Annotated in this window: 9 protein-coding genes; 6 read left to right on the top strand and 3 right to left on the bottom strand. The window is 58.4% G+C overall.

Annotated features, from left to right (window positions below):
• The first annotated feature begins 143 nt into the window (after positions 1 to 143).
• Positions 144 to 593, top strand: a complete 450-nt coding sequence (locus C1X29_RS25895; RefSeq protein WP_085745563.1) for a hypothetical protein — start codon at positions 144 to 146, stop codon at positions 591 to 593.
• Positions 594 to 650: 57 nt separating this feature from the next.
• On the opposite strand, the gene C1X29_RS25890 is transcribed toward C1X29_RS25895, so the two are convergent.
• The 3 genes from C1X29_RS25890 to C1X29_RS25880 form a co-directional block, all read right to left on the bottom strand.
• Positions 651 to 2,978: an autotransporter outer membrane beta-barrel domain-containing protein gene (locus tag C1X29_RS25890; RefSeq protein WP_256584398.1), complete on the bottom strand. Its 2,328-nt coding sequence runs from the start codon at positions 2,976 to 2,978 to the stop codon at positions 651 to 653.
• Positions 2,979 to 3,351: 373 nt separating this feature from the next.
• On the bottom strand, positions 3,352 to 5,478 hold the full coding sequence (locus C1X29_RS25885; RefSeq protein WP_102718703.1) for a hypothetical protein: 2,127 nt from the start codon (positions 5,476 to 5,478) through the stop codon (positions 3,352 to 3,354).
• A gap of 155 nt (positions 5,479 to 5,633) precedes the next feature.
• Positions 5,634 to 6,434, bottom strand: coding sequence for a hypothetical protein (locus C1X29_RS25880; RefSeq protein ID WP_085745560.1), 801 nt, complete (start codon positions 6,432 to 6,434; stop codon positions 5,634 to 5,636).
• 240 nt (positions 6,435 to 6,674) lie between these two features.
• Between C1X29_RS25880 and C1X29_RS25875 the strand changes: the two genes are divergently transcribed.
• From C1X29_RS25875 to C1X29_RS25855, 5 genes are all read left to right on the top strand, one after another.
• Positions 6,675 to 7,700 carry a LacI family DNA-binding transcriptional regulator gene (locus C1X29_RS25875; protein WP_102718702.1) on the top strand — a complete coding sequence of 342 codons (1,026 nt, stop codon included), beginning with the start codon at positions 6,675 to 6,677 and terminating at the stop codon, positions 7,698 to 7,700.
• Between the two features lie 64 nt (positions 7,701 to 7,764).
• Positions 7,765 to 8,547: a sugar phosphate isomerase/epimerase gene (locus tag C1X29_RS25870; RefSeq protein WP_102718701.1), complete on the top strand. Its 783-nt coding sequence runs from the start codon at positions 7,765 to 7,767 to the stop codon at positions 8,545 to 8,547.
• Entirely contained in the window at positions 8,540 to 9,505 is a 966-nt protein-coding gene (locus C1X29_RS25865; RefSeq protein WP_102718700.1) for a sugar kinase, read from the top strand. Before C1X29_RS25870 ends, C1X29_RS25865 begins: the two co-directional genes overlap by 8 nt.
• Positions 9,506 to 9,642: 137 nt before the next feature.
• Positions 9,643 to 10,941, top strand: coding sequence for an MFS transporter (locus C1X29_RS25860; RefSeq protein WP_102688049.1), 1,299 nt, complete (start codon positions 9,643 to 9,645; stop codon positions 10,939 to 10,941).
• A 21-nt stretch (positions 10,942 to 10,962) separates the two neighbouring features.
• Positions 10,963 to 11,931: a D-glycerate dehydrogenase gene (locus C1X29_RS25855; protein ID WP_102718699.1), complete on the top strand. Its 969-nt coding sequence runs from the start codon at positions 10,963 to 10,965 to the stop codon at positions 11,929 to 11,931.
• The last annotated feature ends 78 nt before the right edge of the window (positions 11,932 to 12,009 follow it).

The raw sequence follows: 12,009 nt of genomic DNA, 5'->3' as shown, positions 1-12,009 counted from the left end.
GCTATTCGCTCACAGATTTCAAGGGCTGTAACCTGTCAAGTCTGACAGTGTACAGATCGCCTGAATCGCGCTTTTATGATGCATCCAGAGTTAGGGCCCAATGGCCTTTGGATACTTCCCCAAAGTGAACGGAGATCCAATTCATGAACGCTGTGATCAGACGCACCAGTTTTGCCCCCGGTAATTTTGTGACCGCAAAAGCTTTCGCCAACGGTGGAGCCCCTGTCGCGGACTTCACTGCCTCTTCCCGACTGATTGAAACCAAAAAGGTCGGCCCTGACAAAATCGACGCGGTAGAGATAACCGCCATTGATCGGCCACCTTCGGGCACGAAAGCCAAAACAAACCCGGCACGTGAACTTACCCTGATCGTCCCCGATGGTTTCCCGATCGGGAAACATGTCTTGACCAGCCGCTCTGACGTAGCCGTCAGCTATAAAGACGGCACTGCGATCAGTGAAGGCATTTCAGGTGACATCGAGATCAAGCCTGCGAGCGATCAAAAGAATGTCGCGGCCGATTTCAATGTGACGCTGGAGAACGCCGATGGCACTACCTTCCAGTTGAAGGGAGGTTTTCAAGTCTTGAAGTGATGCAGCCGCAGGCACAAAAAAGGGAAGCCATCGCTTCCCTTTTTAGTTTCCGTTCCCTCAGAACCTGTAATGCGCCCCCATGTTCACACCGAAGTCTTTGGTGACGTTGTCGCCCTTGCTGGTGTCCAGCTCCGCGTGCAGCTGCCAGCGGTCATTCAGGGTCCAGGATGCGCCGGCGGCCACTTCGAAGCGCGTGCCGGAAAGATCATTGTTGAACTTGTTGTCGTTGACCCGCACTTCGTTGGTTTTGACGAACTCATGTACGGCAGCCACCCGCACGTGGGGTTGCAGGACACTGCCATCCGCCAGTTTCATGCCTCGCCCTAAGTTCAGACCCGCCTTGCCCAGCATGGAACGGGTGGTATCAGCGTCGACACTCAGACCATTGTCCAGACGAAAATCCTTGCCTTGCACCGAGGCTGCCTGCCATTGGGTGAACGGTTCGATGTAATAGCCATCCGCGAACTCAATATGCTTGCCGAACTCCACCGACGCGCTTGCACCCAGACTGTTGTAACTGCCTTTGGTTTTGGTGTTGTCACTCAGCATCACGTCGGCCTTGTTGCGAAAGTGATTGAGCTTGCCCACCGCGTCCAGGTAGTAACCGCGGGCGCCCAGCCAGGTGCCGTAGAGACCGAGTGAGGTGCTGCCGATTTCCCCGGAGCTGCCTCGGCTCAAATCCAGATCGGATTTGCTGTAACCGGCAAACACACCGAGCAGTACATGCTCGCCGGCGATTTGCACCGGCGTATCGACGCCCATCGAGAAACCATACTGTCGTTGTTTGTAACCATTTCCGTAAGCATTGTTACTGATGCTGTACTGGCTGCCGAAAGAGCGCACCCATCCGCCCGTTTGCCCGCCATTGACCCGCAAATCACCCATGCGGTTGTTCAGCAGAACCGTTTCGCCATAGGTCACTGTCGGGGCTGTACCGGCAATGGCCAATGCGGCGCGTGTCGGTGTGCTGACAACAGTCTTGTCCGGTTGCAGGAACCAGTCATCTCCCTTCTTCACCAGAAGATAAGTGAATGCGCCTACGTCGACACGGTTGTTCACCAGGCCGTACTGCGCGCCTGACGCCACGCTCTGCACCACTTTGATGGACGAGTCATTGACCGGATCAAGACCGGAACTGGTGACCAGCAACTGATGGTAGCCGGAAGCACTGCGCGTGACATTCAGCAGGTCGCTGAGACCCTGATTGAAGTCGGTGCCCATCCGGAACGTGCCGTTGCCCGACAGGTTGGCGACGTTCAATTGAAAGTATTGCTGAGGAGTGCCGAAACCTACCGTGCCGCCATTGCCCAGCGACAGATTGTTCACCGATTGGCTGCCAGTCATCTGCCATAGCGCCTGATTGTTGATCGCAAAATTGGCGACATTGTTCACCTGGCCGGTGAGCGTGGCAGCATTGTCCAGCGTCAGACTCGAAGCACTATTGGCAGAAGCATTGACGTCACCGTTCATGACGCTCTGATTGTTGATCGTCACCGTGGCGACGTTGTCGAGATTGCCGGTCAGGGTCGAGCCGTTGTCGAGCGCCACACTCGAAGCACCGAGCACATTGCCGGTCATGCGCGCCTGATTGTTCAACACCGCGGTGGTGACGTTTTGCAGATCACCGGTCAGCGACGCATTGTTCTGCAACGTGACATTCGCGGAACTGCCCGAAACCACCGTGACGTTACCGGTCAGGTCACTGTTGTCGACGAGGAATCCAGCCGAAGCACCTTGTCGGACTTCAAGCAACGTGTTGTTGCCGGCCACCAGCGTCGAACGGTTACGCACTTCGATGTCTGCCACTGTCGGGAAATTCGGCGCGTTGATGCCGACCACCAGTGCCGAGCCGGTCTGGCCTTCGACACGAGTGCCGTCCAGAATTATTTTGGTCGGGATAACGGCGTTCACCTGAGTGTCAGTGCCAACCGTCACGCCATTAAGACCGCCGCTAATCGTACTGCCGGTGGCCGACAGTGAACCTTCCAGCATCCTGATCCCGAAGCTGTTCGCACCAGTGCCTTCGGCGGTGGAGTTTTGCAGACTGATGACGCTGAATCGGTTGCCCGCAATGCCCCCCGTCAAGCCCTGAACACCTGAGCCATTACGCAGCGTCACGCTTGAACCGCCTACGCTGTTGTTATTGCGTACTGCCGAAATGCCGATGCCAGTGGCATTGTTAACCGTTGAGTTGTCCAGAGTTGCGCTGGCGTTGACCAGTGAAATCCCCGAGACCGCTGCGGCGTTGACATTCGAGCCCGTCAGATTGATCAGGCCACCGGGATTGCTGTTCATTTCCAGTGTCGTGGCATTGGTGGCATTCAGGATGGCGTTGTCTTGAAGTTGCCAGATTTGCACCGGCGTCGTGCCGTCAATGGCAAGCATGGTACCCGCCGGAACGGTACCCGCCTGGGTGAGCGGCGAATTCATCAATAGGGGCAGCAGGGACAAAATTCCCAAGCTGATCGAGGTTTTCTGAAACGGGGTGTTCAATTTGGGCGACATGGTTGAGTCCTACTCGATTACATTCCGTGAGGAACGAGCGTCCGACTCAAACGAGTTGCGAGCCGGAACTGAAGCGGTCGCCAGACTACGGATAACTTTCCGAGGGATATGTAGGACTAATCTCCATCTTCGTACGACTTATCCCCTTGTCCCGTAAGAGCACCCGTATCTGACTTCGATTCCCACGATGGGGACGGTATTGACTGCCGTCCCCATCGCAGGAAACTTCACTCGAAGTACTGTTGATGCACGATCAAGGACGGTTCTGGTCGCAATACACCAGGCTCGAGTTCAAGAGCGCGACAGGGACGATGACCGACGCTGTAATGCCGTTGACCCCATACTCGATGTACGCATATTGAGTCGCCGGACGCTGGCCAGGACCGGGGCTCGGCAGCTGGATCGGACGGACATTGGTGTATGGCACGTTAAATTCCAGAGGGCCCGTTGCAGGCATGGGCTTGGAATCTGTGAATGGCGTGTTGGGTATCACCGTCCCGCCAGCTCCGTTGGTCGTCCGCCCCTCAAATTTTAACGCAACCGTTGCACCTGTCGGGATGTTGGCATCCCGCTCGACCCTGATCCGCAGTCTGCGTGTAGCCTCATACGGCGGCATCGGTCCGTTCGCGACAGCCGGGTGATCCAGACACGGGCAGTTGACGGACATCAAGAAGCTCTCGGGAACCACCGCACCGGTGGGGGTTCTGAAAGCCGAAACGACAATCTTCGGCGCCGGCAGATTGATCACGATCGCTGTCACGTTGACACGCGTAACAGGCGTCTGCGTCATCGCGTTTGAACTGCCGGGGTAGGAGACAACAATGTAGGCCTCGCGCGCGGTAGCGCCGGTGCCGTTCCCTTCCAACAGAATCTCGGCCCAAGGCAATCGCGTGGTGACCCTCGTCGCGCCAACCTGCACGCCCACAGGCGGACCCACTTGTTTGCCCTGATAGAAGAACGTGACGATTTCTCGACCGGTAATCGGCCGCAGAGGATTTGTCCACAAGTTCCAGATCATGGTTGCATCAAGACCGGCCTGAGCCGGGCCAAGCGTGTTGGGTGCAGGCACAGGCGTGCCGCCACCCTGAACGATCACCGGGATGGCATTGGGGTTTTCCAGTTCAGGAAGGTTCGGCTGCTCATCCCCGGCGTATGCAAAATCGACAGTAGCAAATTGCTGAGGCGTGGAAACCGGATTCGGTGTAATCGTCGAGCGAATCAATTCGTACCAGTACTCGACCTGCTCTTCGGTGTCCCGGTTAGGGTCGCCGAAGACCACCGCCCAAAAGGCGTAATCAATCACGAATTTCAGCGGCCCGGCAGTGCCTGGCGCCGGGATTGTCTGTTCCGCAAGATCATGGACAATACCCTTCGAATCCATGATATGCGGCAGGATTCGGTCATCTTGCAACGAGTTGGTCGGGAAATCGATCTCCATTACCACTGCATCTGGATCAGATTTGAATGATGCGAGCGTAATGGGCGTCTGACCGTTGATACCGGTCGCCGGAATCCTTGGAATACCCAGCACCGGGGCCGGTGCGCTGACCCGATTGAACAGCAGCGTGATGGACGCGTTGTTGCTGATATTGCCCGCGGCATCCTCTAGGTTGTAGGAGTAAAAATACGCGCCATCCTTCAACGCTTGCAGAATGACCAGTGAAATATTGATAACGCCGTCAGGCCGCACCGGCAAATCTACAACAACAGCGCCCTCACCTTGCATGCCGGTGAATGTGGTGAGTTGGGAGATGAAGAAGTTGACCAGATCAAGGCCTGGTTCGAATTTTGTCCAGCCCGTTGGAATGGTGATGTTCAAGCCGCCAGCGTTGGCAGGGTTGTTCAACCAATCGTCATCGATGACGGTTGGCAAACCTGTCAGGCTGATCTGCGGCGGCCGATTGCCGGTGCCATTGCCAGTGCCGGGTTGGCGCTGCCATTGTGCAGTCAGGTCGATGAGGATCTCGAGATGCGGTTGAGAGTTGTCGAGGTTCCCGAATGCGTCAATGATAACGAACGCTGCAAAAAACTTGTTGTAATCCCCGCTAGCCGAGAACTTGTCGACGAAGATACTGAGCTGCGTGTCGGTCCGGTCAAAACTGACCGGAAAAGTCCAGTCACCTCCTGGCTGGCTGGCTTTAAGCTTAGTGTCCACTAAATAAGTCGGATCTCCCGGTATCAGCTGCGCCCCTTCCGGAAAGATATACAGTTGAATTTGGTGCGCACCATCCGGAGTTTTGTCATCAACGTCCGCCAACTGAAAGGTCACTTTTTTATCAACTTTCAGTTGCTGATACGTCAGTCGACCATCTGCCAACTGATCCACAATCGTTGGCGGCAACGCCAGAGCACCACCACCCGTTTTAACCTGCATATTCATGTTCGTGAACTCCATCGATGAGTGTGTTGTTGAACCATCAACGTTGTTTCCCAATGAAGAATTTCGCGACTGCAGGCTGCATGTTCCTGGGATTGACGTTCTGCCAACGTTTTGTTGGATCTATCGCTTTTCACTGCTTTTTTGGACTGCTTGATTCAAGGACCGCAAGGCGGTTTCCCGGAAAGGCGCCTGTCGATCTTCACGAATTCCGGATATGAACTGGCCAGCGCAACACCGTTTCGGTAGTGGGTGTAGGTGCACATCGCAGATCCGAATTCGATCGGTTTGATGTATTGGACGTAGTAGCTACTGTCGAGTCTGAAATCGAACCCTTGGGGAGAGGTCGCTTCCTGTTGCGACAGCGTTTTTCGAATTCGTAGCGCCGTGCCCGGAATTGGGTTGACACCGTTCAGGCTCGTGCAGCCTTCCCAATTCAGTACGCACTCATCATTCGCCAGAAACGTTCCCGGTTGCGCCGGAACCCGCACGACCACCACATCCCAGATCGCCGGGAATGTTAAACACATGAGCCAGCCCCAAAGGTTCGCGTCGGGATAAACCACCTCTTTCAATTTGACCGGAACCGGGCGCTTGAGGATGAACACTTGCGGTATCGAGTCATCTTCATTACTGGTGTCGCCGGAGGTCACCCGGTACCTCAACGTGATGTCGCCTGTCTGTTGCAAGTACTGCGCAGGCAGGTGGATCGTGCCCGGAAAGACCACCGGAACCGGAAACAGGTTGTTGTAGAAACGCGTCTCGGATATTGCCCCGGGCTCAAGTATCCAGATCTCCAGCAAATCACTTTTGCCGGGGATGATCGAAGGTGCAACCCACGGCGACATGCGCAGTGTGACGCCGTTGATATGCGCATCCAGAGGCAGCACTTTGTCGGCACCCACCCCTTCGATGGTCAACGGCAAGGCGAATGTCCCGATGGATTTTTTGGCGCTCATCCACTGTTCTCCAGAGGCGTAAAAACACTTTGCTTCGGAAGAAATTAAACGCAGTAACCGCGCTTTCGCCTACTGTCAGATCTGACAGGTTTGATGACCGCTGGTCGGAATTGACCTTCAGCTGTTTCTGATTCAGACCTTCTCGGGCTTGACGAAGCGATGGTTAATGCGGTTATCTGAAACCGGTTTCAGCCTTGCCGCGCTGACTCGAACAATTCCAATAAAAAGGCTTTTTCAACCGTGAACGATTTCTCCGCCGCCCAGCGCAGCCGCGTGACCATGCTCGATGTCGCCGAACACGCTGGCGTGTCCAAGGCCAGCGTCTCGCGCTTTATCGGCGATGACCGCGCCCTGCTCTCCGATGCCATTGCCCAGCGCATCGAGCAGGCGATTGCCGAACTCGGCTATCGCCCCAATCAAATGGCCCGTGGTTTGAAACGCGGCCGCACCCGCCTGATCGGCATGCTGGTGGCCGATATCCGCAACCCTTATTCGATTGCCGTGATGCACGGGGTGGAAACCGCCTGCCGCCGGCACGGTTACAGCCTGGTGGTGTGCAACACCGACCGCGATGACGAGCAGGAACGCCAGCACCTGGCGCTGCTGCGCTCGTACAACATCGAAGGGCTGATCGTGAACACCCTGGGCCATCATCGGGATGAGCTGGATGGGCTGAAGCGGGAAATGCCGCTGGTACTGGTGGATCGCAAGGTCGAGGGGCTCGACAGTGACATGGTCGGATTGAACAACCCGCAGGCCATCGAGATGGCGCTCGAACATCTTCAGCAGCGTGGCTATCGCAATGTGCTGCTGGTGACCGAACCCTATGACGGCACGAGTTCGCGGATCGAGCGGGTCAGCAGTTTTCAGCAGCAGATTGGTCAGCGCAAAGACATCCGTGGCGCGGTGCTGGAAACCGGTTCGAGTCTTGCGAACGATCTTCAAACCTTTTTGAACGCACCTGATTCGGGCCCGAAAGCCCTGTTCTGCGCCAACGGCGTGGCGGCGCTGGCTTGCACCCTGGCCTTGCGCGAGATTGGCTGCCGGTTGTTCGAGGATGTCGGGTTGATCGCGCTGGATGATCTGGACTGGTATCCGTTGGTGGGCAGCGGGATTACTGCCCTCGCTCAGCCGACGGAGGAGATTGGTGCGCGGGCGTTTGAGTGCTTGCTCAAGCGGTTGCGTGGGGATGATGAAGCGGCGCGGACGCTGGATTTTGCACCGGTGCTGATTGAGCGCGGTTCGACGCGCAGCAAGGCGGAATAAGGCCCTACGGGGCCACCCAAAATTTTTTGAACAAAAATGAAACCGGTTTCAGAGGTAGATAACAATGAATAAACCTGCCGTTTCCATCAGCCTCTCCAGCTACGGTGCCGACCTTGTTCGCCGTCGTGGTCAGGCTTCGTTCATCGAAGTGCTGGCCGCTGCCGGCGCCCATCGCATCGAATGGCGCGAAGAGTTGCTGACCAACGAAGTCCCGGAACAACTCTCCACCGCCACGCAAGCCCAAGGCCTGCAAAGCATCTATTCCTCACCGACCGAACTGTGGCTCGCCGGTCAGTCGCGGCCCAATCCGGAACTCATCACCGCGCTGCAAAACGCCGAAGCGTTCGGCTCGAAGTGGCTGAAGGTCTCCCTTGGTTTTTTCACCGACAACAACGATCTGCAGACGCTGGCGCAAATCCTTGCGCAAAGCCCGGTGCAGTTGCTGGTAGAAAATGATCAGACGCTGCACGGCGGGCGGATCGAACCGTTCCAGCGCTTCTTCGCCGCCGTCGAGCAACACAACTTGCCAATCAAGATGACTTTCGATATCGGCAACTGGCAGTGGCAAGACCAGTCCGCCACCGGTGCCGCTCGACTGTTGGGCCGTCATGTCGGTTACGTGCATTGCAAAGCCGTGGCCCGCCGTGCCGACGGCAAACTGGTCGCGGTGCCGCCCGCCGCCACCGACCTGCATCTGTGGGAACAACTGCTGCGGCACATGGCCCAAGGGGTCATGCGCGCCGCCGAATACCCGTTGCAGGGCGATGACCTGGTGCAGTTGACCACAGAACACGTCGCCGCCCTTGCCCGCCTCGGCCAGTCCCGTCTGGAGCCTGCTCATGTCTGAGATCGATATTCTGTCGTTCGGCGAAACCATGGCCATGTTTGTTGCTGAACAGAGCGGCGATCTGGCCTCGGTCGAGCAGTTTCACAAGCGGATTGCCGGGGCCGACAGCAACGTCGCCATCGGATTGTCACGGCTGGGTTTCAAGGTGGCCTGGCTGAGCCGTGTCGGTGCCGATTCGCTGGGACGATTTGTCGTCGAAACCCTGGCCCGCGAAGGCCTGGATTGCAGCCATGTCGACGTCGACAACGCGCACCCGACCGGTTTCCAGCTCAAATCGCGCAACGATGACGGCAGCGATCCGACGGTCGAATACTTCCGTCGCGGCTCGGCGGCCAGTCATCTGTCGCCGCAGTCGATCACCCCGACGTTGTTAAGCGCCCGGCACCTGCACGCCACCGGCATTCCGCCGGCGCTGTCGGCTTCGGCGCGGGAAATGTCCCGTGAACTGATGACCCGCATGCGCAACGCCGGGCGCAGCGTCTCGTTCGACCCGAATCTGCGTCCGAGCCTGTGGGCCAGCGAGCGAGAGATGATCCGCGAGATCAACCGCCTCGCCGCCCTCGCCCACTGGGTGTTGCCGGGGTTGAGCGAAGGGCGACTGCTGACCGGGTTTGAAGACCCGGCGGATATCGCCGCGTTCTATCTCGATCAGGGTGCCGAAGCGGTGGCGATCAAGCTCGGGCCGCAGGGTGCGTATTACCGCACGCATCTGGATCAGGGTTTTGTCGCCGGGGTTCCGGTCGAAACCGTGGTCGATACGGTCGGTGCCGGGGATGGGTTTGCGGTGGGGATGATCAGTGCCCTGCTGGAGCATCAGAGCTTTCCCGAAGCCGTCAGACGCGCCAACTGGATTGGCAGTCGTGCGGTGCAGAGCCGTGGCGACATGGAGGGTTTGCCGACCCGATCCGAACTCACCGCTGATCGTTCCCATGCTCCTGCGTGGGAATGCAGCTCGTGACGCTCTGCGTCACATGGGACGCGGAGCGTCCCCGGAGGCATTCCCACGCGGACGGTTCGACGCCTCGACGTGGGAACGAGCAAGCAATAAACCATTGAACCTGCTGCGACAAAAACAACAAGCTCAGGAGCAAGACCATGAAAACCGCAACCCTCGCCACCCGCCGCTGGTGGTACATCATGCCGATCGTGTTCATCACCTACAGCCTGGCGTACCTCGACCGCGCCAATTACGGCTTCGCTGCTGCCTCCGGGATGGCCGCCGACCTGATGATCACGCCGGGCCTGTCCTCGCTGCTCGGCGCGCTGTTCTTCCTCGGTTACTTTTTCTTCCAGGTGCCCGGCGCGATCTACGCGCAGAAGCACAGCGTCAAGAAGCTGATCTTCGTCAGCCTGATCCTCTGGGGTGGGCTCGCCACGCTGACCGGCGTGGTCTCCAACGCCTATTGGCTGATCGTCATCCGCTTCATGCTCGGTGTGGTCGAAGCGGCGGTGATGCCGGCGATGCTGGTGTACCTGTGCCACTGGTTTACCCGCGCCGAACGCTCGCGGGCCAATACCTTCCTGATACTCGGCAACCCGGTAACGATGCTGTGGATGTCGGTGGTTTCGGGCTATCTGGTGCAGCATTTCAGTTGGCGCTGGATGTTCATCATCGAAGGCTTGCCGGCGGTGCTCTGGGCATTCATCTGGTGGAAGCTCGCCGATGATCGTCCGGCCCAGGCCAAGTGGCTCAGCGAGCAGGAAAAGCACGATCTGGAAAGCGCGCTCGCTGCCGAACAGGTCGGCATCAAAGCGGTGAAGAACTACGCCGAGGCCTTCCGTTCGCCGAAGGTGATCATTCTGGCGCTGCAATTTTTCTGCTGGAGCATCGGCGTCTACGGCTTCGTGCTGTGGCTGCCGTCGATCCTCAAGGCCGGTGCGCAGATGGACATGATCGAGGCCGGCTGGCTGTCGGCCCTGCCGTATCTGGCGGCAGTGATCGGCATGCTGCTGGTGTCGTGGGGCTCGGACAAACTGCAAAAGCGCAAACGTTTCGTCTGGCCGCCGCTGCTGATTGCCTCGGTGGCGTTCTACGGCTCCTACGCTCTGGGCGCGGAGCATTTCTGGTGGTCGTACACGCTGCTGGTGATTGCCGGCGCCTGCATGTACGCGCCTTACGGGCCGTTCTTCGCCATCGTCCCGGAGATTCTGCCGGCCAACGTTGCCGGCGGCGCCATGGCGCTGATCAACAGCATGGGCGCCCTCGGTTCTTTCGGCGGTTCGTATCTGGTCGGTTACCTGAACAGCTCCACCGGTTCGCCCGGCGCTTCGTACCTGTTGATGAGCGGCGCGCTGATGCTCTCGGTGGTGCTGACGATTTTTCTCAAGCCCGGCGCCAGCGACCGGGTGACGGCCAAGCGCGTCGCACCGCGTCCGCTGCCGGCCCATTCCTGAATTGATAAAGAGATGACTGCGATGAAAAAGCAGGTTGTGTTGTACAAGAAACTGTCGCCGGCGCTGATGGCGCGCCTTGAGGAACAGGTCGACGTGACGCTGATCGACAGCCTCGACGCGGACGGTCTGATGAAGCTGCGCGACGCCCTGCCCGCCGCCCAAGGCCTGCTCGGCGCCAGCCTGAAACTGGACGCGGCGCTGCTCGATCTGGCACCGAAGCTTGAAGCGATTTCCAGCGTCTCGGTGGGTGTCGACAACTACGACATCGATTACCTGACCCGGCGCAAAATCCTGCTGACCAACACCCCGGACGTGCTCACCGAAACCACCGCCGACACCGGTTTCGCGTTGATCCTGGCCACCGCCCGGCGGGTGGTGGAGCTGGCGAACATGGTGCGCGGCGGTCACTGGCACCGCAGCATCGGCCCGGCGCATTTCGGTACCGATGTGCATGGCAAGACGCTGGGCATCATCGGTATGGGGCGAATTGGCGAGGCGTTGGCGCAGCGCGGGCATTTCGGGTTCGGGATGCCGGTGATCTATCACAGCCAGTCGCGCAAACCGGCGGTTGAAGAACGTTTTGATGCGAAGTACCGCAGCCTGGAAAATCTGTTACAGGAGGCGGATTTCATCTGTCTGACCTTGCCGTTGACGGCGCAGACTGAAGGTTTGATTGGCGCGGAACAGTTTGCGCTGATGCGGCCGGACAGCATCTTCATCAACATTTCCCGGGGCAAGGTGGTGGATGAGGCCGCGCTGATCGACACCTTGCGCCATAACCGGATTCGCGCTGCGGGACTGGATGTGTTCGAGCGTGAGCCGTTGAATCATGACTCGCCGTTGTTGCAGCTGAACAACGTGGTGGCGACGCCGCACATGGGCTCGGCGACCCATGAGACGCGCGAGGCGATGGCGCGGTGTGCGGTGGAGAATCTGTTGGCGGCGTTGGCCGGTGAAAAACCCGCCAACCTGGTGAATTCTCTCCACTGATGATCGTTCCCACGCTCTGCGTGGGAATGCCTCAAGGGACGCTCCGCGTTCCAGCTCTGGAAGGGACGCGGAGCGTCC

It is taken from the genome of Pseudomonas sp. GW456-12-10-14-LB2 (genome assembly GCF_002884345.1).
GTDB classification, from domain to species: Bacteria; Pseudomonadota; Gammaproteobacteria; order Pseudomonadales; family Pseudomonadaceae; genus Aquipseudomonas; species Aquipseudomonas paraglycinae.
This window is presented reverse-complemented; position numbering and strand designations above follow the sequence as displayed.

Excerpts from the sequence above, each read along its gene's own strand:
- C1X29_RS25880 (WP_085745560.1), bottom strand. The coding sequence starts at position 6,434 with ATGAGCGCCAAAAAATCCATCGGGACATTCGCCTTGCCGTTGACCATC.
- C1X29_RS25860 (WP_102688049.1), top strand. The coding sequence starts at position 9,643 with ATGAAAACCGCAACCCTCGCCACCCGCCGCTGGTGGTACATCATGCCG.
- C1X29_RS25865 (WP_102718700.1), top strand. The coding sequence starts at position 8,540 with ATGTCTGAGATCGATATTCTGTCGTTCGGCGAAACCATGGCCATGTTT.
- C1X29_RS25855 (WP_102718699.1), top strand. The coding sequence starts at position 10,963 with ATGAAAAAGCAGGTTGTGTTGTACAAGAAACTGTCGCCGGCGCTGATG.
- C1X29_RS25885 (WP_102718703.1), bottom strand. The coding sequence starts at position 5,478 with ATGAATATGCAGGTTAAAACGGGTGGTGGTGCTCTGGCGTTGCCGCCA.
- C1X29_RS25890 (WP_256584398.1), bottom strand. The coding sequence starts at position 2,978 with ATGCTTGCCATTGACGGCACGACGCCGGTGCAAATCTGGCAACTTCAA.
- C1X29_RS25870 (WP_102718701.1), top strand. The coding sequence starts at position 7,765 with ATGAATAAACCTGCCGTTTCCATCAGCCTCTCCAGCTACGGTGCCGAC.
- C1X29_RS25895 (WP_085745563.1), top strand. The coding sequence starts at position 144 with ATGAACGCTGTGATCAGACGCACCAGTTTTGCCCCCGGTAATTTTGTG.